Raw genomic sequence first — 23,708 nt, forward strand, 5'->3', positions numbered from 1 at the left:
CCGCCGGCAAGCCCGGCTCAGGCGCGGCGGCCCAGCGCCAGTGCCAGCGCCAGGTGCAGCGGCAGCAGCAGCGCGATCCACGGCTGGTTGGACTGCGCTTGCAGGCTCAGCCACTGCAGCACCCAGCCGAGGCAGGCGATCGCGGCCACGCCCCACGGCAACGCCCGGAACAAGCGCCCGGGCACGCGTCCGCGCAGCAGGGCGAAGGCGCCGGGAAGCAGCAGCAGGCACAGCGGGTCGAGCAGGAACAGGTTGCGGTTGGCCCAGCCGGCCTCGTGCGCGGTGCCCAGCCAGATGAAGGCCATCAGCGCGCCGCCGATGCCGCACAGCAGCCACAGCGGCGCGGCGAAGGCAGCCAGCGCACGCGGGCGGCGGCGCAGGGCGAGGATCGCGACGGCCCCGGCCAGGCCGGCCAGCAGCCAGGGCCAGACCCGGCGCGGGCGCTCCACGGGCTCGGGAGCGATCAGGTGCGGCAGCAGTTCGTGCTCGGACAGCACCAGCGGGCGGCCGTCGGCCCGGCGCGCCTCGCGCAGGCTGTCGGCCAGGCGCATCGGCACGAAGGCTTCCTCCCAGCGCGACAGCGGGCGGTCGGCGTACGGGCCCAACCCGAGGTCGAAGCCCAGCCACATCCACGGCGCTGGCCGCGCCAGGCGCACCGCCTCGCTGCGGTAGGTGTTGCCGCGTGAACGTCCCGCCAGCTGGCTGCGCAGCGCACCGCCCAGCGCCTGGTCGAGCGCGTCGCGCACCTGGGTGGCGCAGTTGGCGGTGAAGTAGTCGTAGCGGTAGCGCGCGTTCTCCGGACGGGCGCGTTCGGCCAGGCTTGCGGCCAGCGCGCGCGCCTGTTCCGGCTCCAGGTCCAGCCACTGCAGGGTCACGCCGCGGCCGGACTGGCGGTACTGCTCCAGGTCCTGCTCCAGCGGCAGCGCCACCAGCATGTACATCATCTCGCCGCGCACGAAGCGGGCGACGAAGTCCGGCTCGGTTGGGTCGAAGTAGCCGAAGTTGTACGAGACCGCCTCGCCGCTGGCCGGGTCGGCCACGACGATGGCGTCGTGGCCGAAGCGCTCGAAGAACACCTCGCCCGGCTGCATGGTCAGCACCCCGATGCGGGGCGCGGCCGCGGCCACCGGGGCCAGCAGCGCCAGCAGGCCGGCCAGCAGCAGGGCGGCCCAGGCACGCGCCGGCATCAGTGCCCGTCCACCGTCTCGGCCGGCAGCACGCCGACCTGGAAGGCGCGCACCCGACGCGCGTCGGCGCGGATCACGCGGAACGCGAAGCGGTCCAAGGTCAGCTCCTCGCCGACCTCGGGCAGGTGGCCGATGGCCTCGGTCACCAGGCCGCCGATGGTGTCGTACTCGTCGTCGGGGAAGTCCGCGCCGAAGCGCTGGTTGAAGTCGCCGATCGGGGTCAGCGCGTCGACGATGTACTGGCCGTCGGCCTGCACCGCGATCAGCGCGCTGTCGTCGGCGGCCTCGTCGTGCTCGTCGTCGATCTGGCCGACGATCTGCTCCAGCACGTCCTCGATGGTGACCAGGCCGGCCACGCCGCCGTACTCGTCGACCACGATCGCCATGTGGTTGCGCGAGAGCCGGAACTCCTTGAGCAGGACGTTGAGCTTCTTGGATTCGGGGATCAGCACCGCCGGACGCAGCAGCGGGTTGATCTCGCACGGGCCCCGGTTGGCGGCCACGCCGCGCAGCAGGTCCTTGGCCAGCAGGATGCCGAGGATCTCGTCGCGGTCCTCGCCGTGCACCGGGAAGCGCGAGTGGCCGGATTCGACCACCTGGGCGATCAGCTCGGAGAAGGGCGCGTCGGCCGAAAGCGAGACCATCTGCGACCGCGACACCATGACGTCGCCCACGGTCAGCTCGGAGACCGAGAGCGCGCCTTCCATCATGCGCAGGGTGTCGGCGTCGATCAGCCCGTTGCCCTGGGCGTCGCGCAGCAGGGCGACCAGGTCCTCGCGGGTGTCGGGTTCGCCGGAAAAGGCGGCGCTGATGCGCTCGAGCCAGTTGCGTCGCCGCTCGTGCGGCTCGGAAGCGTGGTGGCTGCTACTGTCGTCTTCTGACATCTGGGGTGGAAACGGCGCCCCGATGCGGGGGCGTTGGGTCCCAGTCTAGCGTGGAAGGGCGACGCCGGGCGAGGCGCCGGTCGCAGGCGCGGGCTCCCCGGGTTCCAGCGGATCGCGGCTGTAGCTGCAGCCGGCCAGGGTCTTGCCCGGGTGGGAGTCCACGTTCGAGACGTTGATCACGGCCGACTCGATCCAGCCGCCGTCCTCCGCGGCAACCTCCTCGGCCCGCACCTCCAGCCCGAACAGGGCCTTCTGCGGGGTGTCGATCCCGGTTTCCAGGCGCAGTTCCCGCGCCAGCACCCGCGGGTCCCCCAGGTCGAGCACGGCGAGGATGGCGTCGCCGGCCAGGGCGATGTGGTCGGTGCGGTGCCCGAACACCTCGACCGGGGTGTTGAGCCGGTACTCGAGCATGAACGGGTTGGCCTGGGCCTGCGGGCGCCAGCCGAGCGCGACCGCGGCCAGCGGGTCGGCCTGGACCGGCGCCAGCTGCATGAACGCTTCGTACGAGCCGCGGCACTCGATCAGCGCGCCCAGGTCGGGGGCGGCGGGGCGATCGGCGGCGGCGGCCGGGGCGAGGGCCAGGAGCAGGGCGGCGGCGGGGAGGCGCGTGGACACGGCTCAGTCCCCGCGCTCGGCCGCGTACGGGTCCGGCAGCCCCAGGCTGGCGAGGATCTCCCGCTCCAGCTGTTCCATGGCCTCGGCCTCCTTGTCGTCCTCGTGGTCCCAGCCCAGCAGGTGCAGGGTGCCGTGCACGGTGAGGTGGGCGTAGTGCGCGGCCAGGGCCTTGCCCTGCTCGGCCGCCTCGCGCGCCACCACCGGCGCGCAGATCACCAGGTCGCCCAGCAGCGGGAACTTGACCCCCTTGGGCAGGCCTTCCGGCAGCTCGGCCGGGAAGCTCAGCACGTTGGTGGCGTAGTCCTTGCCGCGGTAGTGGCGGTTGAGTGCCTGGCCCTCGGGCGCGTCGACGATGCGGATGGCCAGGTCGGCCTCGCGGATGCGTCCGGCCAGCGCGGCGGCCACCCACTTGCGGAAGCTCTGCGCGGCGGGCACGCCGGCGCGCGGCACCGCGTAGCTCACCGCGACATCGAGACGGACGGGGCCCTTGGTCATGGCTGCAGGATCGACGGGAATGGACGCGCAGTATCGCGCGCGGCGGCCGCGGCCGCGAGCGCGGCGCCTACCCGCGTTCCTCTTCCTGCCGGGCCGGGGACTCGCGGTCGCGGCGGTCGTAGGCGTTGACGATGCGCGCCACCAGCGGGTGGCGGACCACGTCGCGGCCCTCGAAGAAGGTGAAGCTCACGCCTTCCACCCCGCGCAGCACCTCGATCGCGTCCTTCAGGCCCGACTTGACGTGCTTGGGCAGGTCGACCTGGGTCATGTCGCCGGTGACCACCGCGGTGGAGCCGAAGCCCAGGCGGGTCAGGAACATCTTCATCTGCTCGATGGTGGTGTTCTGGGCCTCGTCCAGGATCACGAAGGCGTCGTTGAGGGTGCGGCCGCGCATGTAGGCCAGCGGCGCGATCTCGATGACGTTCTTCTCCAGCAGCTTGACCACCTTCTCCACGCCCAGCATCTCGTACAGGGCGTCGTACAGCGGGCGCAGGTAGGGATCGACCTTCTGGGTCAGGTCGCCGGGCAGGAAGCCGAGCTTCTCGCCGGCCTCCACCGCCGGGCGCACCAGCACCAGGCGCTGCACCCGCGACTCGTTGAGCGCGTCCACCGCCATGGCCACGGCCAGGAAGGTCTTGCCGGTGCCGGCCGGGCCGATGCCGAAGTTGATGTCGTGGGTGGCGATCGAATGCAGGTAGCGGGCCTGGTTGGCGCCGCGGCCGCGGATGGTGCCGCGGCGCACCTTCACCGTCACCTCCTGCGGCTGGTAGCCGACCTCGTCGATGCGGTCGACGTTGGCCTCGTTCAGGCGCAGGTGGATGGCGTGGCTGTCGAAGGTGGTCTCGCCGGCCTCCGCGTACAGCGCCTGCAGCAGGTGCTCGGTGCGCGACACCGCCTCGGACTGGCCGGTGACGCGGAACACGTTGCCGCGGTTGGCGATCTCCACGCCCAGGCGCAGTTCGATCTGGCGCAGGTGCTGGTCGAACGGCCCGGCCAGGTTGGCCAGGCGCTCGGTGTCGGCGGGTTCGAGGGTGAAGTCGCGTTGGGTCGGGGTGGTCATCGGCGGGGCGCGGCCTGCGCGCGGGACGCGCGGGCGCCGTTCGGTCGGGGGCGGAAAGGTTAGCGCGGGGCAGGTAGCGGAGCCAGTGAAAACCCCGCTCCCGCCGGTGGTGCCCCGGCCGGCGGACGGGCCGCCGCGCCAGAGGCCTCAGGCCACCACCACCTCGCCGCGCAGCGAGTTGGTCAGGGCCGCGGTGATGCGCACGTCCACGAACTGGCCGACCAGGCGCGGATTGCCGGGGAAGTTCACCGAGCGCATGTTCTCGGTCTTGCCGGTCAGCTCGGCCGGGTCCTTCTTCGACGGGCCTTCCACCAGCACCTTCTGCACCGTGCCGACCATGGCCCCGGAGATGCGCGCGGCATTGGCGTTGATCGTGGCCTGCAGGTGCGCCAGGCGCGCATGCTTGACCTCGTCGCTGACGTCGTCGGGCAGGTCCGCGGCCGGGGTGCCGGGGCGGCGCGAATAGATGAAGGAGAAGCTCTGGTCGAAGCCCACGTCCTCGATCAGCTTCATGGTCTTCTCGAAGTCCGCGTCGGTCTCGCCGGGGAAGCCGACGATGAAGTCCGAGCTGATCGAGATGTCCGGGCGCACCGCGCGCAGCTTGCGGATCTTCTGCTTGAACTCCAGCGCGGTGTAGCCGCGCTTCATCGCGCTGAGGATGCGGTCGCTGCCGGACTGCACCGGCAGGTGCAGGTAGTTGGCCAGCTGCGGCACGTCGCGGTAGGCCTCCACCAGCGAGTCGGAGAACTCCAGCGGGTGCGAGGTGGTGAAGCGGATGCGGCCGATGCCCTCGATCTGGGCGATGGTGCGGATCAGCAGGCCAAGGTCGGCGACTTCGTCCGTGCCTTCGCCCATCGGCCCGCGGTAGGCGTTGACGTTCTGGCCCAGCAGGTTGATCTCGCGCACGCCCTGGGCGGCCAGCTGCGCGACCTCGACCAGCACGTCCTCGAACGGGCGGCTGACCTCGGTGCCGCGGGTGTAGGGCACCACGCAGAAGCTGCAGTACTTGGAGCAGCCCTCCATGATCGAGACGAAGGCGCTGGGGCCTTCGGCGCGCGGCTCGGGCAGGCGGTCGAACTTCTCGATCTCCGGGAAGGAGATGTCCACCTGCGGGCGCTTCTGCTCGCGCCGGGCGCGGATCAGCTCCGGCAGGCGGTGCAGGGTCTGCGGACCGAACACCAGGTCCACGTAGGGCGCGCGGCGGATGATCGCCTCGCCTTCCTGCGAGGCCACGCAGCCGCCGACGCCGATGATCACGTCGCGGCCGCCGTCCTTGAGCGCCTTCCAGCGGCCGAGCTGGCTGAACACCTTCTCCTGGGCCTTCTCGCGGATCGAGCAGGTGTTGACCAGGACGACGTCGGCCTCCTCCGGGTTGTCGGTCAGTTCCAGGCCCTCGTGCTCGGCGAGCACGTCGGCCATGCGGGCCGAGTCGTACTCGTTCATCTGGCACCCGTGGGTCTTGATGTAGAGCTTGCCGCGGGCCCCGCCGGGAATGGCGCGCGGGGCGGCGCCCGGCAGCGGGACCAGGGACGGGGCGGGGGTGGTGGCGGGCGCGATGGCGGCGTCCGGAGTGCGCTCCGGCGTGGCGGTCATCCCGGTCATGGCGGTTAATCCAGGCGGGCAGGGGCCGGCATTGTAGCCGCGAAGCCGGACCGGCGCCCCGGTTTGCCGGCCCGCGACTTGGCAAGGCGGCCGGCAGCCGGGATACTCCCGGCCCATGGGGAACCTGGGGAAGGCAGCCGTCCTGCTGCTGCTCGGGCTGGCTGCGCTTCCGGCCAGCGCGGGCACCGTATACCGGTGCGTCGGCAGTGACGGTGTATCCAGCTACGTGACCAAGCGCGTGCCCGGCGCCCGTTGCGCCGTGGCCAGCCATTTCACGCCCGATCGCCGCAGCCCCAGGCCCGCCGCGCCGCCCGCGGCCGCCCCGGCCAGTACGGCCAGTACGGCCAGTACGGCCAGTACGGCTGCCGCACCGGCCACCCTGGTCCCGGCGGCCATCACCACCCCGGCATCCGCTGCCAGCCCCGCGACCGCGGCCACGCCGCCCCGGCGCCGGGTCAGCGGCCAGGTTTATTCCTACGTCAAGGACGGGGTGCGCCACTTCAGCAGCCGGCCCCCGGCCCGCGGTTCCGGCGCCAGCGGCGTGCGCGCGGTGGCCTACAGCTTCATGGAGACCTGCTACGCCTGCGCGGTCCAGCCGGGGGTGAGCTTCGCCACCGTGCGCCTGAACACCGACGCCTACCGCGACGAGATCGCCGCGGCCGCGCGCGAGTTCGGGGTGGAGGAAGCGGTGGTGCGGGCGGTGATCCACGCCGAATCGGCCTTCAACCCGATGGCGCTGTCGCACGCCGGTGCCCAGGGACTGATGCAGCTGATGCCGGCCACCGCCCAGCGCTTCGGGGTCAGCGACAGCTTCGACGCGCGCCAGAACATCCGCGGCGGGACCCAGTACCTGGCCTGGCTGCTGAAGCGCTACAACGGCGACCTGACCCTGGCCGCGGCCGGGTACAACGCCGGCGAGGGCGCGGTGGACCGCTACAACGGGGTGCCGCCGTACAGCGAGACCCAGCGCTACGTGCAGCGCGTGGGCGTGCTGGCCGAGCGCTACCGCGGCGTGCTGGCGGCGCGCTGAGGCCGCGGGGACGGGCATGCGACCGGGACGCAGCATGCGAGGGACAGGCCGCCATTGTCGGCCCATTAAGCGTTCCGTTACACTTCCCTGTCTTTTGCGACCAGCCATGGTCGCGGGCAGCCAACGCTACCAGCTGAAGATTTTCGGAGTGCCGGATGGCCAACGATGAGGTCCAAGCGCCCGTGAACACGGGCCGACGCCGGTTCCTGACCGCCACCACCGCCGTGGTGGGGGCCGTGGGCGCCGGTTTCGCCGCAGTGCCGTTCATCAAGTCGTGGAACCCGAGCGCCCGGGCCAAGCTGGCCGGCGCCCCGGTGACCGCCGACATCAGTGCCCTGCAGGAGGGCCAGCGGCTGATCCTGGAGTGGCGCGGCCAGCCGATCTGGATCGTCAAGCGTTCCAAGGCCGTGCTCGACGCACTGCCTACGCTGGACGGCCGCCTGCGCGACCCGCAGTCGGAGAATCCGGACCAGCAGCCGGAGTACGTGCGCCAGGCCAACCCGGTGCTGCGCTCGCTCAAGCCCGAGATCTCGGTGCTGGTGGGCCTGTGCACCCACCTGGGCTGCTCGCCGGAGATGGCCGCCGAGATCAAGCCCGAGCCGTACGACCCGGAGTGGAAGGGCGGCTACTTCTGCCCGTGCCACAAGTCCCGCTTCGACATGGCCGGGCGCGTGTTCCAGGGCGTGCCGGCGCCGACCAACCTGGTCGTGCCGCCGCACCACTACGCCGACGACAACACCATCGTCATCGGCGTCGATCCGCAGGGGGCATAAGCCATGGCCAACATCTTCACCCGCGCCGCCACCGGCGTGATGGACTGGGTCAACGCGCGCGCGCCGGCCCTGGCGCCGATGTACCGGAAGCACATGTCCGAGTACTACGCGCCGAAGAACTTCAACATCTGGTACATCTTCGGCGTGCTGTCGCTGGTGGTGCTGGTCAACCAGATCGTGACCGGCATCTTCCTGACGATGCACTTCAAGACCAGCGCGGCGGAAGCCTTCGCCTCGGTCGAGTACATCATGCGCGACGTCGAGTGGGGCTGGCTGATCCGGTACATGCACAGCACCGGCGCCTCGCTGTTCTTCATCGTCGTCTACCTGCACATGTTCCGCGGCCTGATGTACGGCTCGTACCAGAAGCCGCGCGAGCTGGTGTGGATCCTCGGCATGCTGATCTACCTGGTGCTGATGGCCGAGGCCTTCATGGGCTACGTGCTGCCGTGGGGCCAGATGTCGTTCTGGGGCGCCAAGGTGATCATCTCGCTGTTCGGCGCGATCCCGGTGATCGGCAACGGCCTGACCGAGTGGATCATGGGCGACTACCTGCCCTCCGACGCCACCCTCAACCGCTTCTTCGCCCTGCACGTGATCGCGCTGCCGCTGGTGCTGCTGCTGCTGGTCGTGCTGCACCTGGGCGCGCTGCACGAGGTCGGTTCCAACAACCCCGACGGCGTGGAGATCAAGAAGGGCCCGAAGGGCAACCGCTGGTCGCCCACCGCGCCGGCCGACGGCGTGCCGTTCCACCCGTACTACACGGTGAAGGACACCTTCTACGTGTGCCTGATGCTGCTGGTGGCGGCCTTCATCATCTTCTTCGCCCCGGCGTTTGGCGGCTGGTTCCTCGAGCACGACAACTTCACCGAGGCCAACAGGCTGGTCACCCCGGAACACATCAAGCCGGTGTGGTACTACACGCCCTTCTACGCGATGCTGCGCGTGGTCCCGGACAAGCTCGGCGGCGTGCTGGTGATGTTCGGCGCGATCGCGATCCTGTTCGCGGTGCCGTGGCTGGACCGCTCCAGGGCCAAGTCCTACCGCTACCGCGGCGTGCTGTCCTGGGCGCTGCTGCTGGGCTTCGCCTTCAGCTTCGTGTGGCTGGGCAAGATCGGCGCCGGCCCGGGCACGGATCCGGTCGAGACCATCGTCGGCCGCTTCCTGACCGCCTACTACTTCCTGTTCTTCCTGACCATGCCGATCTGGACCAAGATCGACAAGACCAAGCCGGTGCCGGAACGGGTGACGACGCATGACTAAGAAGTGGATTGCACTCCTGGCTTCGGCCGCGATCGGGCTGCTGTCCTCGGCCTCCGCGCTGGCCGCCTCCGGCGGCCAGCTGCAGCAGGCCGGCAACGACCTGTCCGACCGCGCCTCGCTGCAGCGCGGCGCGGCGCTGTACATGAACTACTGCTCCGGCTGCCACTCGCTGAAGTACCTGCGCTACTCGCGCATGGGCGAGGACCTCGGCCTGACCGAAGAAGAGGTGATGCAGAACCTCAACTTCACCGGCGCCAAGTACGGCGAGCAGATCCACGTCGCGCTGGCCCCGGCGGACGCCGAGAAGTGGTTCGGCAAGATGCCGCCGGACCTGAGCCTGATCTCGCGCGTGCGCGGCACCGACTGGCTGTACACCTACCTCAAGTCCTTCTACCTGGACGAGACCCGCCCGCTGGGCTGGAACAACAAGCTGTTCCCGAACGTCTCCATGCCCAACCCGCTGTGGGAGCTGCAGGGCCTGCAGCACGCCGAGTACGGCGAGCCGGACGAGGCGGGCGAGCGCCATCCGGAGCGGCTGGTGGTGACCTCCCCGGGCAAGGTGAGTACCCAGGAGTTCGACCAGGCGGTGCGCGACATCACCAACTTCCTGGAGTACGCCGGCGAGCCGGCTGCGCTCAAGCGCCAGGCCATCGGCATCTGGGTGATCCTGTTCCTGGTGGTGCTCTCGTTCCTGGCCTACCTGCTCAAGCAGGAATACTGGCGGGACGTGCACTGAGGTCCCCCCTCCAGGGTTCGCAGCCAAGGCCGGGTCTCCCCCGGCCTTGCGCTTTTTGGCGCCGGAACGGCACACTCGGGGGATTATCACGACCGGCGGCGAGGGGCCGCCGGCGTTGGTGCGACCGGCGGAGCCCGGTCGTCGGAGGCCCAGATGGCAGCGAGCGTGCGCATGCGCAATACCCTGACTTTGTTTTCCTCCGTCGATGACGTCCTGTGTCATCGAGTACGCCTGGTCCTGGCGGCCAAGGGCGTGACCTACGACCTGGTGGCGGTGGATGCCCAGAACCCGCCCGAGGACCTGATCCACCTCAACCCCTACCACTCGGTGCCCACCCTGGTGGAGCGCGAGCTGGTGCTGTACGCCGCCTCGGTGGTCAGCGAATACCTGGACGAGCGCTACCCGCACCCGCCGCTGATGCCGGTGGACCCGCTGTCGCGCGCGCGCCTGCGCCTGGCGATGCTGCGCATCGAGCACGACTGGGTGCCGCAGGTGCAGGCCATCCAGCTGGGCAACAAGCAGCAGGCCGAGGCCGGCCGCAAGCGCCTGCGCGAGCTGCTGACCGAGTCGCTGCCGCTGTTCAAGGCCAGCAAGTTCTTCCTCAACCCCGAGATGAGCCTGGCCGACTGCGCCATGGCCCCGATCATCTGGCGCCTGCCGGCGCTGGACGTGCCGCTGCCGAAGGACGGCAAGGCCATCGAGGACTACGGCAACCGCATCTTCCGCAACCCCGGTTTCGCCCGCAGCCTCACCGAGCAGGAACGGAAGCTGCGCGACCTTCCGGTCTGAACGGCGCCGCGGCGGCCCCCGGCCGCCGCGGTCGCGTAGACTGTCCGCATGAGCGACGACGTCCCCCGCATGACCTCCTACCGTCCGTACCTGCTGCGGGCGCTCACCGAGTGGATCAACGACAACGGCATGACCCCGCACATCCTGGTGGATGCGTCGGTGCCGGGGGTCCAGGTGCCGCCGGGTGCGGTGCGCGACGGCAAGGTGGTGCTCAACATCGCCGACCGCGCCGTGGTCGGCCTGCACATCGACAACGCCTGGATCGGCTTCACCGCGCGCTTCGGTGGCGTCAGCCAGCCGGTCAGCGTGCCGGTCAGCGCGGTGCTGGCGGTGTACGCGCGCGAGACCGGGCAGGGCATGGTCCTGCCCGAGGACACCGGCCTGCCACCCGATGCGGCGAGCGACGAGCACGACGGCCCGGACGACACGCCCCCGGCGCCGGAACCGCCGCCGGCCGGCAAGCGCCCGCACCTGCGGGTGGTCAAGTAAGCCCGATGCACGCGCCGGCCCTTGGCCGGCGCGGCCGTTTCAGTCCTGCAGGCCGGCGCGGCCGCGCGCAGGCAGGGGAACGACCGTGGCCCCGGACGAGGGCCCGGTGAACGACACCAGGCGCCCGCCGCGCAGCACCAGCCGTCCGCTGTGGCGGTCGGTGCCGTCGTGCGAATAGTCGAAGCGGAAGGTGCGCTCCAGGCCAAGCCAGCCGTCCTCGCGCCGGTACAGGCGCAGGCCGGCGGCGTGCACGCTGTGGTCCAGCCATTGCACGCCGGCGGCGGCGCAGGCATCGCGGCCGAGGGCCTCGGCGCGTTCGGCCGCCGCGCGCGCCGCGTTCCAGAACGCGACCATCGCGGCGCCGGCAATCATCAGCAGGATCAGGCTGGGCATGCGCGGACTCTAGCCCAGCGCCGCCGCGTGCGCACCGGTCAGTCGCCGTCCGCGGTGGCGTCCGGTGGCGTGGATCCGGATGCGGGCGCGGCAACGGGTTCCGGTCCAGCCGCCGGTGCCGGTGCGGGCGTTGCCGGCACCGGCGGGGCGCCGGACCACAGCGCATCCAGTTCCGCCTGCGTCCGCAGTTTCAGCAGCACCGCCCAGTCGCGCCGGTTGAGGCTGCAGGCCTCCGGGCGGGCGGGGCCGCAGGCGGCCGCGGGCATGGTGCCGTCGTAGTCGGCGCCGGCGGTCTGGCCGGCGCCGACAAGGCCGGCGACGCTGCGCTCCAGGCGTCCGGTGCGATCCAGCGGCAGCTGGCGCATCACCACGGAATTGAGCACGTTGCCGCCGATCGAATAGAGGGTGCGGTCGCCGCCGGGATTGGCCGCGACCACCACCTCGCAGTGCGACTGCCGCGGCAGTGGCCCGCTGCCGGACAGGCCGGCGCGCAGTCCCGCGGCGCCCCGGCCCTCGTCGTTCCCGCGCAGGAAGCACAGCAGGTCGCCCGGCGCGGGCTTGTCCGCGAACGGATCGGCGTAGCGGTACGGGCTGTGCTCCGGATCGCGGTAGGCCTGGGCGATGTAGTCCATGTGCCGCGGCGAGGCAGCGAAGTTCGGCACCCCGGCGCGGCGCACGACCCAGGAGATGAACGCCGCCGACCAGGGGTGGTCGAGCAGGAAGGCGCGGCAGTCGCTGTCGTAGTGGCGGTCGCCCGGCGGCAGGAAGCAGCTGGTGGCGCCGGGAAGCGCGCCCATCTGCGCCAGGGTGCCGCTCTCGCGCCAGTAGCGCGCGACCTGCTGCCAGGCCGGGGTGGCATCGTCCGCGAGCCGGGTGCGGTCGCCTTCGCCCAGGGCCAGCGCGATCACCCGGCCCTCGCTGTCGATGAAGGGCCGGTACCACAGCCGGTACTCCTGGCAGGCGACCCGGGCCACCGCAGCAGCGGTGCGCTCGACGCCATAGCGCGGTGGCAGGTCGCAGGCCTCGACCGCGGCGCGGGCCGGCGCCGGGGCCAGGAGCAGCCCGGCCAGGGCGAGCAGGATCAGGCAGGGGAGGTTGGGGCGCATGCGGACTCCTTTCCCGTGGCCCCGAGGTTAGCCGCTGGCGGTGGGCGCGGCGTGACCGCGGCTCAGGCGGGCGGCGGGCCGAGCTTGAGCGACAGGTCGACCGCGCGCACGTGCTTGGTCAGGGCGCCGATGGAAATGAAGTCCACGCCGTCCTCGGCGATCGCGCGCAGGCCTTCAAGGCCGACGCTGCCGGAGACCTCCAGCGGGATGCGGCCGGCGAACGGCGCCGAGCGGGCGATGCGCACCGCCTCGCGGCGGGTGGCGGCGTCGAAGTCGTCGACCAGGATGCGGTCGCAGCCGGCTTCCAGCGCCTCGCGCAGCTCGTCCAGGGTTTCGACCTCGACGATCAGCGGCAGGTCGGGCCGCGCCGCCCGCGCGGCCTGGATCGCGGCGCCGACCGAACCGGCCACGCGCACGTGGTTCTCCTTGAGCATCACCGCGTCGTACAGGCCCATGCGGTGGTTGCCGCCGCCGCCGGCGCGCACCGCGTACTTCTGCGCCTGGCGCAGGCCGGGCAGGGTCTTGCGGGTATCGAGGATGGTGGTGCCGGTGCCGCGCACGGCCTCGACGTAACGGGCCGTCACCGTGGCGGTGCCGCTGAGGGTCTGCATGAAGTTGAGCGAGGTACGCTCGGCGCTCACCAGCGCCCGGGTGCGGCCATGCAGGACGGCCAGCACGGTGCCGGCGGCCACGCGCTGGCCCTCGGCCACGTGCCATTCGATGCGGACCTGCGGGTCGAGCACGCGGTGCGTGGCCTCGAACCAGGGGCGGCCGGCGACGACCGCGTCTTCCTTGCACAGCAGGTAGGCCCGCTCGGGCTGGTCCGGCAGCAGGGCGGCGGTGGCGTCGCCGTCGCCGATGTCCTCGGCCAGGGCGCGGCGCACGTCCTCCAGCACCACCGCTTCCGGGGGCGGGAGCAGGTCCGGCCGGCTCATGCCGGCGGGAAGTCGGCCACCTGGGCCGTGGCCAGGGCTTCCTCGACCAGCAGCACCGGGATGCCGTCCTCGATCCGGTAGACGTGGCGGCGGTCGCGGGTGACCAGGGCCTCGCGCAGCGGTTCGCGCTGCGGCGTGCCGTCGGCGCGGCTCACCTGGCCGGCGGCGATGGCGCGGTTGAGCGCTTCCAGCCCGCGCGACTCCAGCAGGGCCAGCGGCTGGCGGGTGTCGGGCGAACAGAGCAGGTCGAGCAGCTTGCGGTCCATGGCATTCGGTCGGGGAGCGGAGGCGGCTAGAATACGGCCTTGCCACCGAGGACGGCCATGCCAGCCCAGCCCAATCCGCCCGCGCCCACCGCCGCCGCGCCCCTGGTCGGCGTCGTGATGGGTTCCCGCTCCGACTGGGAGACGATGCAGCACGCCGTGCAGAAGCTCGAGGCCCTCGGGGTTCCGCACGAAGTCCGCGTCGTGTCCGCGCATCGCACCCCCGACGTGCTGTTCGAGTACGCCGCCAGCGCCCAGGCGCGCGGCCTGCGCGCGATCATCGCCGGCGCCGGTGGTGCGGCCCACCTGCCGGGCATGCTCGCCTCCAAGACCCCGGTGCCGGTGCTGGGCGTGCCGGTGCAGAGCCGCGCGCTCAACGGCCTGGATTCGCTGCTGTCGATCGTGCAGATGCCGGCCGGCATCCCGGTCGCGACCTTCGCCATCGGCAACGCCGGCGCCGCCAATGCCGGCCTGTTCGCCGCGGCGATGCTGGCCGCCGACCATCCGGACATCGCCCGCGCGCTGGAAGCTTTCCGCCAGCGCCAGACCGAGGACGTCATGGCCAATGACGACCCGCGGCAGTGAGTCGCCGCGCATGAGCCGTCGCCAACGCGTGGGGATCCTCGGGGGCGGGCAGCTGGCGCGGATGATGGCGCTGGCCGGCCTGCCGCTGGGGCTGCAGTTCAAGGTGCTGGACCCGGCCGCCGACGCCTGCGCCGGCGAGTGCGCGCCGCTGCTCAACGCCGCGTTCGACGATGCCGCCGCGCTGCAGGCGCTGGCCGGCGAGGTCGACGTGGTCACCTTCGATTTCGAGAACGTGCCGGCCGACAGTGCCCGTGCCCTGGCCGGCAAGGTGCCGGTGTTCCCGGCGCCGGATGCGCTGGCCGTGGCCCAGGACCGCCTGGCCGAGAAGACCCTGTTCCGCGAACTGGGCATCCCGGTGCCGGCGTTCGCCGCGATCGACAGCCGCGAAGGGCTGGAGCGCGCGCTGGACGAGGTCGGCGTGCCGTGCATCCTCAAGACCCGCCGCCTGGGCTACGACGGCAAGGGCCAGTTCCGCATCCGCAGCCACGCCGACGCCGATGCCGCCTGGGAGGCGCTGGGCGCGCAGGCGGCGCGGGTAGGCCTGGTCCTCGAGGCCTTCGTGCCGTTCGACGGCGAGGTCAGCGTGGTTGCCGTGCGTGGCCGCGACGGCGAATTCCGCGCCTGGCCGCTGACCGCCAACTGGCATGTCGACGGCGTGCTCTCGGCCAGCCTGGCGCCGGCGCCGGTGCCGGCCCGGGTGCAGGACACCGCGCTTCGCTACGCCCGCCTGCTGGCGGAGAAGCTGGGCTACGTCGGCGTGTTCGCGCTGGAGCTGTTCCGCCGCGGCGACCAGCTGCTGGCCAACGAAATGGCGCCGCGCGTGCACAACTCCGGGCACTGGACGATCGAGGGCGCGGAGACCTCGCAGTTCGAGAACCACCTGCGCGCCGTGCTGGGCCTGCCGCTGGGCAGCACCGCGATGCGCGGCCATGCCTGCATGCTCAACTGGATCGGCGCGATGCCGGACGCGGCCGGCGTGCTCGGCCAGGCCGGCGGCCACTGGCACGACTACGGCAAGGAGCCGCGCGCAGGGCGCAAGGTCGGCCATGCCACCTTCCGCGCCGACACGCCGCACGCGCTGGCCGATGCGCTGGAGGCCGCCGGCGCGGCGCTGGAGCGGCAGGCGCAGGTCGTGCCGGTCGTGGCCCTGCTGCGCGGCTGAGCCGCGCCGTGGCCGGTCAGCGCAGGCGGCGGGCCACGGCCTCCCAGTCCACCACCTTCCAGAAGCCGGCCAGGTAGGCGGCGCGGTCGTCCTGGTGGTCCATCCACCAGGCGTGTTCCCACAGGTCGCAGGCCAGCAGCGGGGTGTCGCTGCCGGTGGCCGGGGTGCTGGCGCCGCGGGTGACCAGGATGCCGGGGCTGCCGTCGGGGCGCTGCACCAGCCAGGCCCAGCCGGGCCCGGGCTGGGCCAGGGCCATGCGCTCGAACTCGGCGCGGAAGCCGGCGAGGTTGCCGTAGCGGCGTGCCAGCAGGTCGGCCAGCGCGCCGCGCGGTTCGCCGCCGCCGCGTGGCGACATGCAGCTCCAGTAGAAAGCGTGGTTCCAGGCCTCGGCGGCGGCCTCCGCCAGCCGGCCCTGGGCCCGGCGCAGCAGCTCCGGCAGCGCCAGCGCCTCCAGCCCGGAGCCAGGCAGCAGGCGGTTGAGCGCCTCCACATGCTCGCGGTGCACGCCACGGTGCGCTTCCAGCGCGGCGGCGGAAACATGGGGCTCCAGCGCGGTGCGCGCGTAGGGCAGGTCGGGCAACTCGAACGGCATCGGGGGACTTTCCGGGGGGGCGCGGCGTCGGGGCGGCCGCGCTGGGATTACAATTGCAACTTCAGTGTAGCCGACGGCCGTCCAGGCCCCGGCGTCAGGAGACTCGCAATGGCGGTGATGGATCGCATCCAGGCCGAGGTCGAGAGCCGGCCAATCGTGCTGTTCATGAAGGGCACTCCGGCGTTCCCGATGTGCGGGTACTCGGCCCGCGCGGTGCAGGCCCTGCAGGCCGCCGGGGCCAAGGACCTGCACACGGTCAACGTGCTGGAGGAGCCGGAGATCCGCGCCAACCTGCCGCGCTATTCCAACTGGCCGACCTTCCCGCAGCTGTTCCTGCACGGCGAGCTGATCGGCGGCTGCGACATCACCCTGGAGCTGCTGGAGTCCGGCGAGCTGCAGCGGATGGTCAGCGAAGCGCAGACGCAATGAGCCTGGTTGGTCTTCCCGTGGCGGCGCCAAGGCCGCTGGCAGGTCGTGTCGTGCTCGTGGCCGGTGCCCATGGCGGGCTGGGCAGCGTGGCTTCCCGTGCCTGCGCCGAAGCCGGCGCCACCGTGGTCCTGCTGGGCCGCAAGCTGCCGCGGCTCAACCGCGTGTACGACGCCGTCGCCGCGGCGGGCCCGGAGCCGCTGCTGTACCCGCTGGACCTGGAGGGCGCCACGCCGGACGACTACGCCGAGCTGGCCGGGCGCATCGAGGCCGAGCTGGGCCGGCTGGATGGCATCCTGCACTGCGCCGCCGAGTTCCGCGGCCTGACGCCGCTGGAACACCAGGACCCGGCCCAGTTCGCCCGCGCCATCCACGTCAACCTGACCGCGCCGTGGTGGCTGCTGCAGGCCTGCCTGCCGCTGCTGCGCCAGGCGCCGGACCCGGCGGTGGTGCTGGCGGTGGACGACCCGGCGCGGGTGGGGCAGGCGTACTGGGGCGGCTACGGCGTGGCCCAGCACGGGCTGCACGCGCTGCTGCGCATGCTGGCCGCCGAGCTGGCCAACGACCCGGTGCGCGTCTGCGGCCTGCAGCCGGGGCCGATGCGCACCCCGTTGCGCGCCCGCGCCTACGCCGACGACCTGGCCGCCGACCTGCGCGATCCGCAGGCCTATGCCGAGCGCTGCGTCATGCTGCTCTCGGCCGCAGGCAAGGACTACCGCGGCCGGGTGCTGGCCGGGCTGGAGGGGGTGCCGGCATGACCATCATGTCCGCGGCCCTGCTGCTGTTCCTGATCCTGGATCCGCTGGGCAACGTCCCGGTGTTCCTCAGCGTGCTCAAGCCGCTGGCGCCGCAGCGCCAGCGCAAGGTGCTGGTGCGCGAGCTGCTGATCGCGCTGGCCGTGCTGATGCTGTTCCTGTGGTGCGGCAAGTACGCCCTGGAGCTGATGCACCTGCGCCAGGAGTCGGTCTCCATCGCCGGCGGCATCGTCCTGTTCCTGATCGGCATCCGCATGATCTTCCCGCGCCCGGAAGGGCTGATGGGCGAGATCCCGGACGGCGAGCCGTTCATCGTGCCGCTGGCGATCCCGCTGGTGGCCGGCCCCTCGGGCATGGCCGCGGTGATGCTGATGGGCAGCCGCGAGCCGGACCGGCTGTGGGAGTGGAGCCTGGCGCTGTTCCTGGCCTGGGCCGCGACCGCCGCGATCCTGCTGGCCTCGCCGTTCCTCTACCGGCTGCTCGGCCGGCGCGCGCTGACCGCGGTCGAGCGCCTGATGGGCATGCTGCTGGTGGCCATTTCGGTGCAGATGCTGCTGGACGGCGTGGCCGTCTACCTGGCCCAGGTGGCGGCCGCTTGAGCGGTCGCCGGGCGGCGGTTTCGTCGCAAACCATGCTGCGGCGCAGTAAAAATTTGTAATGAAACCGTCACGGTACGCACCTACCATGTTAACCTAGTGTTAACCGCGCGCAGCGCCGCGCGCGGGGAAGTCATTGATCCTATTAGCCCTTGTTCGGGCTGAAACTTTTCCGCCACCCTCCCGAGGCCTTTAGCCATGACCGATCACCGTCGACCCCGGATGTCCAAGCTCGCCCTTGGACTGGTCGCCGCCCTCGCTGTTGCTCCTGCGTTCGCCCAGAGCACTTCCTCTGGTGTCGCCGGTACTGTTACCTCCACCAGCGGCCAGCCGGTCGCCGGCGCCGAGGTGACGATCGTCCACGTCGAGTCCGGCACGGTCAGCCGCGCCACCACCGACGCCAACGGCCGCTACACCGCGCGCGGCCTCCGCCCGGGTGGCCCGTACACCGTCACCATCACTTCGGCCCAGGGCACCACGACCGAGGAAGGCGTGTACCTGGAGCTGAACAAGGTCGGCACCGTCAACGCCGCCCTGGGCAACGTGACCGAGATCGCCGCCGTGCAGGTCACCGGTTCGCGCCTGCTGGACACCTTCAACCCGGACAACAAGGGCGTCAGCACCTCCATCAGCGGCCGCCAGCTCGAGACCGCCGCCGCCGGCAACCGCTCGCTGGACGACTTCGCCCGCCTCGACCCGCGCCTGTCGGTCGACGCCGGCACCGGCGCCATCTCCGCCGCCGGCGTGAACAACCGCTTCAACGAGATCCAGGTCGATGGCATCTCCCAGGGCGACCCCTTCGGCCTGAACGCCAACGGCATGCCGTACACCGGCTCGCCGATCTCGATCGACACCATCGCCGCGTTCGACATCGCCGTCACCGACTACGACGTGGCCTTCAGCACCATCGGCGCGCAGATCAACGCGGTCACCAAGTCGGGCACCAACGAGCTGCACGGCTCGGCCTACTACGCGTTCAAGGATGCCGACAGCATGATCGGCAAGCGCGACGGCAAGCGCTACACCGGCTTCGACAAGGACAGCACCAAGGGCTTCACCCTGGGCGGCCCGATCGTCAAGGACAAGCTGTTCTTCTTCGTGTCGGCCGAGAAGCAGGAAGTGACCGCGATCGGCGGCACCGACTCCGACGGCCTGAGCACCGGCGCCGTGACCCAGCAGCAGGTCAACGACGTGATCGACGCCGCCACCCGCCTGGGCCTGTTCCCGGGCGCGTACATCGGCGCGATGGACCTGGAGAACGAGCGCTTCCTGGCCAAGCTGGACTGGAATATCAACGACTACCACCGCGCCAGCCTGACCTACCAGCGCACCGAGGAGGTCAAGCCGAACCCGTACAACCAGTCGGGCAACCGCGTGGTCCTGTCCAGCCACTGGTACAACTACGACAGCCTGACCGAGAACACCTCGCTGCAGCTGTTCAGCGACTGGTCCGAGAACTTCAGCACCGAAGCCAAGATCAGCTACCAGAAGTTCGACCAGGAGGCGGCCGCGTTCACCAACCAGCCGCACGTGGAGGTCTACACCGGCACCGCCACCAGCGGCCCGGCGATCTTCCTGGGCGAGGACAAGTACCGCCACGAGAACGCGATCTCGACCAAGAAGCTGACCGCCTCGCTGTTCGGCAACTGGTACCTGGGCGACCACGTCGTCAAGGGCGGCTTCGAGTACGTCGAGAACGACGTCTACAACATGTTCGGCCGCGACCTGCACGGCGTGTACCAGTTCACGCTGGCCAACTTCCTGGCCTGCGCCGACGGCAGCACCCCCTGCAACTACTCGCGCTACGACCTGCGCACCCCGGCCCCGGGCTACGGCCTGGAGGACGTCCCGGGCGCGGTGACCATCAGCACCTTCAGCCCGTTCGTGCAGGACACCTGGCAGGCCACCGACAAGCTGTCGCTGACCTACGGCGTCCGCGTCGACATCCCGAAGGAAGACCACGCCCCGCTGTACAACGCGGCCTTCGAGGAAGCCTTCGGCTACCGCAACAACCACCGCCTGGGTTCCAGGAACAAGGTCGTGCAGCCGCGCGTGGCCTTCAACTACCTGCTGAACGAGGAGCAGTTCATGCAGGTGCGCGGTGGCTTCGGCCTGTTCCAGACCAAGCCGCCGGCGGTGTGGCTGAACAACCCGTACCAGAACAACGGCCTGACCGTCTACGCGTACAACACCTCCAACCCGGCCACCGCCCCGTTCAGCCCGGATCCGTACAACCAGAACGTCCCGGGCAACGGCTCGGCGCCGCAGATGGCCGTCGACACGCTTGATCCGGACTTCAAGCTGCCGACCGCGTGGAAGGCCAACCTGGGCTTCGACGCCGCCCTGCCGTGGTGGGACCTGGTCGCCACCGTCGAGCTGCAATGGATCAAGAACAAGGACGCGATCCTGTACCTGGCGCCGAACATCGGCACCCCGAACGGCACCCTGCCGGACGGCCGCGCCTCGTACTGGGTGAACGGCTTCACCACCAGCAGCTCGGCCAGCGGCAAGAACCACGGCAGCAACCGCGCGTTCACCACCAACTCGACCCTGCTGACCAACACCGACAAGGGCGGCTCGCGCGCCATCACCTTCGCCCTGGACAAGAAGTTCAGCGACGGCTGGTACGCCAACCTGAGCACGACCTTCACCAAGGCCGAGGAAGTGAACCCGGGCAACAGCTCGCAGGCCTCGTCGGGCTACAGCTACGTCGCCCGCGTGGACCACGAGAACGTGGTCTCCAGCACCGCCGACCGCACCATCGCCACCCAGGTCAAGCTGGCCGTGGGCTGGGAGCACGCGTTCTTCGGTGACTACAAGACCAGCATCACCGCGTTCTACAACGGCCACGACGGCATGCCGTACAGCTGGACCTACGGCACCGACGTGAACGGCGACGGCGACTCCAACTACGACCTGGCCTACATCCCGCTGCGCGAGAACGACCCGTACGTCAGCTACGGCAACGCCACCGCCGAGCAGATCGAGGCCTTCCACAAGTTCATCGACGGCGACCGCTACCTGTCCAAGCACCGCGGCGAGATCGCGGAGCGCAACGGCGCGCGGATGCCCTGGGTGAACCAGCTGGACGTGTCGATCCAGCAGGAGCTGCCGGGCTTCTTCAGGGAGCACAAGTCGATCGTCCGCCTGGACATCTACAACTTCCTGAACCTGCTCAACAAGGACTGGGGCGTGACCAACTACATCGACAACGGTTACAGCACCCGCCGCCTGGCCTACGTCAACGGCATCACCGACGACGGCAAGTACATCTACGGCCTGAACACCGCTTCGCTGGTGCCGTACGATGGCAAGGGCCTGCCGAGCCGCGCGGTGTCCCGCTGGGGCGCCATGCTGACCCTGAAGTACCAGTTCTGATGGCTGCTGCTTCAAGGTGACACGGAAACGGCCGGGGCAACCCGGCCGTTTCCTTTTGCGCGGTGGTGCGGCGCCCGGGGCTGCGCTAGAGTCGCCGACCGGTTTGCCACACTCGCAGGACCCCGATGAACGAGCCCGCCACCAGCACCCTCCCGGTCCAGGACGCCAGGATCTACCCGCGCGGCGGGCTGGACGTGCTGTCGCGGACCGAGGTGGCGCGGTTGCGCGACGCCTCCAGCGGCGGCATGCACGAGCTGCTGCGGCGCTGCGCCCTGGCGGTGCTGACCAGCGGTAGCGCCAGCGACGACCCGCGCGCCGCGCGCGACCTGTACCCGCACTTCGACATCCAGGTCACCCAGCAGGACCGCGGCGTCCGCATCGACCTGCAGAACGCGCCGGCGATGGCCTTCGTCGACGGCCAGATCATCCGCGGCGTGGCCGAACTGCTGTTCGCGGTGGTCCGCGACCTGGCCTGGACCGCGATCGAGCTGGGCCCGGAGTACGCGACCGAGCTGGAGAGCTCCGAGGGCATCACCGACGCCGTGTTCGGCCTGCTGCGCAACGCCCGCGTGCTGCGCCCGGCCGAGCCCAACCTGGTGGTGTGCTGGGGCGGCCACTCGATCTCGCGCGACGAGTACCTGTACACCAAGCAGGTCGGCTACGAGCTGGGCCTGCGCGGCCTGGACATCTGCACCGGCTGCGGCCCGGGCGCGATGAAGGGCCCGATGAAGGGCGCGACCATCGCCCACGCCAAGCAGCGCAAGGCCGACAACCGCTACATCGGCATCACCGAGCCGGGCATCATTGCCGCCGAGTCGCCGAACCCGATCGTCAACGAGCTGGTGATCATGCCGGACATCGAGAAGCGGCTCGAGGCGTTCGTGCGCATGGCCCACGGCATCATCGTGTTCCCCGGCGGCGTGGGCACGGCCGAGGAGATCCTGTACCTGCTGGGCATCCTGCTGCGCGAGGAGAACGCGCACGTGCCGTTCCCGCTGATCTTCACCGGCCCGACCATCGCCGCGCCGTACTTCGAGCAGATCGACCGCTTCATCCGCCTGACCCTGGGCGAGGCGGCCACCTCGCGCTACGAGATCGTGATCGGCGACGCGCCGGAGGTGGCGAAGAAGATGTTCGCCGGCATCCGCCAGGTGCGCGAGGCGCGCATCGCCCACAAGGACTCGTTCTACTTCAACTGGGGCCTGTCGATCCCGCTGGAGTTCCAGCGCCCGTTCGTGCCCACCCACGAGGCCATGGCCGCGCTGGACCTGCACCACGGGCGCCCGGCCTCGGCGCTGGCCGCGGACCTGCGCCGCGCCTTCTCCGGCATCGTCGCCGGCAACGTCAAGGAAGAGGGCATGCGCCGGGTGGAGCAGCACGGCCCGTTCCTGATCCACGGCGACGCGGACATGATGCAGGCCCTGGACGGCCTGCTGCGCGCCTTCGTCGAGCAGCGCCGGATGAAGATCGCCGGCGAGTACCGGCCCTGCTACCGCGTGGTGGCCTGAGCCAGGAGGAGGGGCGCCGCCGCTCCTCCGCCGGTTCCGACCGCCCGTCCCTCCGGCGCTAGGCGCCGCCAGGTCGGGCCGCTAGTCTTGCCAACGTCACGCTGGGGAGCGTCCGTATGCCGTCCTGCCGCAATTCCGGTTTCACATTGATGGAGCTGATGGTGACCCTGGCGGTCCTGGCCATCCTGCTGGCGGTCGGGCTCCCATCCTTCCAGGGCAGCCTGCGCAGCAACCGCCTGGCCACCACCACCAACGAACTGATCGCGTCCATGTCCTTGGCGCGCAGCGAGGCCATCCGCAACGGGCGCGGCAGCGGTGTCTGCGCCAGCGCCGACGGCGCTTCCTGCGGTGACGACTGGGCCGCCGGCTGGCTGGTGTGGCAGGACGCTAACGGCAACGGCAACCTGGATGCCGGCGAGGCGGTCCTGCGCTTCAGCCAGGGCAACGCCAAGATCGCGGCCAGCGCGACGGCCGACGTCATTGCCTTCGACTCGCGGGGGCGGCGTCGCGCCGCCAACGATCAGAGCATCGGCCTCCAGCCCACCGACTGCCCGGGCGGGGACCTGCGCCGCACCGTCACGGTCAACACCACCGGGCAGATCAAGACCACCAAGGGAGCTTGTTCATGAGGGGGCGCCGCATCTCCGGGCCAGCCGCAAGCGCCGGCTTCAGCATGATCGAAGTGCTCATCGCCATCCTCGTGCTGGGCATCGGCCTGCTCGGGTTCGCCCTGCTGCAGACGATGAGCGTGCGCTTCACCCAGAGCGCCAACTTCCGCACCCAGGCCACCAACTTGGCCTACGAGATGCTGGACCAGATGCGGATCAACCGCGTGGTGGCCAAATCCTACGCCGGCAACTACACCGCCACGACTGGAGCCTGCACGCCGACCACCGGCGCCAACCTCTCCGCGACCAGCTTCCGCAATGCCTGGTCCTGCCGCCTGGGTAAAGCGCTGGGGGGCGGCGCGACCGCCAGCGTCGTCCGCAACGGCGCCGAGGTCACGGTCAACATCACTTGGGGCGACGAGCGTTGGGACGAAAGCGCGTCGGCCCGCACCTTCAGTTTCACGACCCAGCTGTGAGG

The 23,708-nt window shown here is 70.9% G+C and carries 26 protein-coding genes; 15 read left to right on the forward strand and 11 right to left on the reverse strand.

The annotated features are described in order from the left end of the window. Window positions 1-17: 17 nt before the first annotated feature. The 6 genes from EIM47_RS07075 to miaB form a co-directional block, all read right to left on the reverse strand. A complete protein-coding gene (locus EIM47_RS07075) occupies window positions 18-1,187 on the reverse strand; it encodes a DUF4105 domain-containing protein (protein WP_125076532.1) in 1,170 nt (389 codons plus the stop codon). After that, complete coding sequence (locus tag EIM47_RS07080) at window positions 1,187-2,071, reverse strand: transporter associated domain-containing protein (RefSeq protein WP_019397761.1); 885 nt, start codon at window positions 2,069-2,071, stop codon at window positions 1,187-1,189. Before EIM47_RS07080 ends, EIM47_RS07075 begins: the two co-directional genes overlap by 1 nt. A 45-nt stretch (window positions 2,072-2,116) precedes the next feature. After that, on the reverse strand, window positions 2,117-2,686 hold the full coding sequence (locus tag EIM47_RS07085; RefSeq protein ID WP_028915845.1) for a hypothetical protein: 570 nt from the start codon (window positions 2,684-2,686) through the stop codon (window positions 2,117-2,119). Between the two features lie 3 nt (window positions 2,687-2,689). Next, entirely contained in the window at window positions 2,690-3,181 is a 492-nt protein-coding gene (gene ybeY / locus EIM47_RS07090) for an rRNA maturation RNase YbeY (RefSeq protein WP_019397759.1), read from the reverse strand. Window positions 3,182-3,248: 67 nt separating this feature from the next. Continuing rightward, window positions 3,249-4,241 (reverse strand): PhoH family protein, encoded by a 993-nt coding sequence (locus tag EIM47_RS07095; protein WP_125076533.1) that lies wholly within the window; start codon window positions 4,239-4,241, stop codon window positions 3,249-3,251. A 147-nt stretch (window positions 4,242-4,388) separates the two neighbouring features. Next, a complete protein-coding gene (miaB, locus tag EIM47_RS07100; RefSeq protein ID WP_125076620.1) occupies window positions 4,389-5,834 on the reverse strand; it encodes a tRNA (N6-isopentenyl adenosine(37)-C2)-methylthiotransferase MiaB in 1,446 nt (481 codons plus the stop codon). Window positions 5,835-5,958: 124 nt separating this feature from the next. Here miaB and EIM47_RS07105 point away from each other — a divergent pair, with 124 nt between their 5' ends. The 6 genes from EIM47_RS07105 to EIM47_RS07130 all read left to right on the forward strand — a co-directional run bounded on the left by EIM47_RS07105 (window position 5,959) and on the right by EIM47_RS07130 (window position 10,923). After that, window positions 5,959-6,873 (forward strand): lytic transglycosylase domain-containing protein, encoded by a 915-nt coding sequence (locus EIM47_RS07105; protein WP_125076534.1) that lies wholly within the window; start codon window positions 5,959-5,961, stop codon window positions 6,871-6,873. Window positions 6,874-7,028: 155 nt separating this feature from the next. Then, on the forward strand, window positions 7,029-7,646 hold the full coding sequence (petA, locus tag EIM47_RS07110) for a ubiquinol-cytochrome c reductase iron-sulfur subunit (protein WP_019397754.1): 618 nt from the start codon (window positions 7,029-7,031) through the stop codon (window positions 7,644-7,646). Between the two features lie 3 nt (window positions 7,647-7,649). Beyond that, entirely contained in the window at window positions 7,650-8,909 is a 1,260-nt protein-coding gene (locus tag EIM47_RS07115; RefSeq protein WP_028915841.1) for a cytochrome bc complex cytochrome b subunit, read from the forward strand. Further along, the gene (locus EIM47_RS07120; RefSeq protein ID WP_028915840.1) at window positions 8,902-9,645 is read left to right on the forward strand and encodes a cytochrome c1; all 744 of its coding nucleotides are present in this window, start codon (window positions 8,902-8,904) and stop codon (window positions 9,643-9,645) included. Before EIM47_RS07115 ends, EIM47_RS07120 begins: the two co-directional genes overlap by 8 nt. 153 nt (window positions 9,646-9,798) lie before the next feature. After that, entirely contained in the window at window positions 9,799-10,434 is a 636-nt protein-coding gene (locus tag EIM47_RS07125) for a glutathione S-transferase N-terminal domain-containing protein (protein WP_026010333.1), read from the forward strand. Window positions 10,435-10,482: 48 nt separating this feature from the next. After that, window positions 10,483-10,923: a ClpXP protease specificity-enhancing factor gene (locus tag EIM47_RS07130; RefSeq protein ID WP_026010332.1), complete on the forward strand. Its 441-nt coding sequence runs from the start codon at window positions 10,483-10,485 to the stop codon at window positions 10,921-10,923. A 39-nt stretch (window positions 10,924-10,962) separates the two neighbouring features. Here EIM47_RS07130 and EIM47_RS07135 read toward each other — a convergent pair whose 3' ends face one another. The 4 genes from EIM47_RS07135 to EIM47_RS07150 all read right to left on the reverse strand — a co-directional run bounded on the left by EIM47_RS07135 (window position 10,963) and on the right by EIM47_RS07150 (window position 13,623). Then, on the reverse strand, window positions 10,963-11,316 hold the full coding sequence (locus EIM47_RS07135; RefSeq protein WP_019397749.1) for a DUF3301 domain-containing protein: 354 nt from the start codon (window positions 11,314-11,316) through the stop codon (window positions 10,963-10,965). A 38-nt stretch (window positions 11,317-11,354) separates the two neighbouring features. Next, entirely contained in the window at window positions 11,355-12,422 is a 1,068-nt protein-coding gene (locus tag EIM47_RS07140; protein WP_028915839.1) for a DUF2272 domain-containing protein, read from the reverse strand. A gap of 62 nt (window positions 12,423-12,484) precedes the next feature. Beyond that, entirely contained in the window at window positions 12,485-13,357 is an 873-nt protein-coding gene (gene nadC, locus EIM47_RS07145) for a carboxylating nicotinate-nucleotide diphosphorylase (RefSeq protein WP_028915838.1), read from the reverse strand. Continuing rightward, the gene (locus EIM47_RS07150) at window positions 13,354-13,623 is read right to left on the reverse strand and encodes a Trm112 family protein (RefSeq protein WP_019397746.1); all 270 of its coding nucleotides are present in this window, start codon (window positions 13,621-13,623) and stop codon (window positions 13,354-13,356) included. The genes nadC and EIM47_RS07150 overlap by 4 nt, the downstream gene beginning before the upstream one ends. A 57-nt stretch (window positions 13,624-13,680) precedes the next feature. Between EIM47_RS07150 and purE the strand changes: the two genes are divergently transcribed. Together purE and EIM47_RS07160 are read left to right on the forward strand one after the other, a co-directional pair. Continuing rightward, on the forward strand, window positions 13,681-14,205 hold the full coding sequence (purE, locus tag EIM47_RS07155) for a 5-(carboxyamino)imidazole ribonucleotide mutase (protein ID WP_019397745.1): 525 nt from the start codon (window positions 13,681-13,683) through the stop codon (window positions 14,203-14,205). A gap of 10 nt (window positions 14,206-14,215) precedes the next feature. Further along, window positions 14,216-15,367, forward strand: coding sequence for a 5-(carboxyamino)imidazole ribonucleotide synthase (locus tag EIM47_RS07160; protein ID WP_125076535.1), 1,152 nt, complete (start codon window positions 14,216-14,218; stop codon window positions 15,365-15,367). Between the two features lie 16 nt (window positions 15,368-15,383). On the opposite strand, the gene EIM47_RS07165 is transcribed toward EIM47_RS07160, so the two are convergent. Next, the gene (locus tag EIM47_RS07165) at window positions 15,384-15,959 is read right to left on the reverse strand and encodes a Fe-Mn family superoxide dismutase (RefSeq protein WP_019397743.1); all 576 of its coding nucleotides are present in this window, start codon (window positions 15,957-15,959) and stop codon (window positions 15,384-15,386) included. 108 nt (window positions 15,960-16,067) lie between these two features. Between EIM47_RS07165 and grxD the strand changes: the two genes are divergently transcribed. From grxD to pilV, 7 genes are all read left to right on the forward strand, one after another. After that, window positions 16,068-16,388 (forward strand): Grx4 family monothiol glutaredoxin, encoded by a 321-nt coding sequence (gene grxD / locus EIM47_RS07170; RefSeq protein ID WP_019397742.1) that lies wholly within the window; start codon window positions 16,068-16,070, stop codon window positions 16,386-16,388. After that, entirely contained in the window at window positions 16,385-17,143 is a 759-nt protein-coding gene (locus tag EIM47_RS07175; protein ID WP_026010329.1) for an SDR family NAD(P)-dependent oxidoreductase, read from the forward strand. Before grxD ends, EIM47_RS07175 begins: the two co-directional genes overlap by 4 nt. Then, entirely contained in the window at window positions 17,140-17,739 is a 600-nt protein-coding gene (locus EIM47_RS07180; protein WP_019397740.1) for a YhgN family NAAT transporter, read from the forward strand. The genes EIM47_RS07175 and EIM47_RS07180 overlap by 4 nt, the downstream gene beginning before the upstream one ends. A gap of 219 nt (window positions 17,740-17,958) precedes the next feature. Next, the gene (locus EIM47_RS07185; protein ID WP_232207886.1) at window positions 17,959-21,114 is read left to right on the forward strand and encodes a carboxypeptidase regulatory-like domain-containing protein; all 3,156 of its coding nucleotides are present in this window, start codon (window positions 17,959-17,961) and stop codon (window positions 21,112-21,114) included. A gap of 125 nt (window positions 21,115-21,239) precedes the next feature. Continuing rightward, the gene (gene ppnN / locus EIM47_RS07190) at window positions 21,240-22,622 is read left to right on the forward strand and encodes a nucleotide 5'-monophosphate nucleosidase PpnN (protein ID WP_125076536.1); all 1,383 of its coding nucleotides are present in this window, start codon (window positions 21,240-21,242) and stop codon (window positions 22,620-22,622) included. Window positions 22,623-22,738: 116 nt separating this feature from the next. Continuing rightward, on the forward strand, window positions 22,739-23,251 hold the full coding sequence (locus tag EIM47_RS07195; RefSeq protein ID WP_125076537.1) for a Tfp pilus assembly protein FimT/FimU: 513 nt from the start codon (window positions 22,739-22,741) through the stop codon (window positions 23,249-23,251). After that, complete coding sequence (gene pilV / locus EIM47_RS07200; RefSeq protein ID WP_125076538.1) at window positions 23,248-23,706, forward strand: type IV pilus modification protein PilV; 459 nt, start codon at window positions 23,248-23,250, stop codon at window positions 23,704-23,706. Before EIM47_RS07195 ends, pilV begins: the two co-directional genes overlap by 4 nt. The last annotated feature ends 2 nt before the right edge of the window (window positions 23,707-23,708 follow it).

This window comes from Pseudoxanthomonas sp. SGT-18 (genome assembly GCF_003931645.1).
Taxonomy (GTDB): Bacteria; Pseudomonadota; Gammaproteobacteria; order Xanthomonadales; family Xanthomonadaceae; genus Pseudoxanthomonas.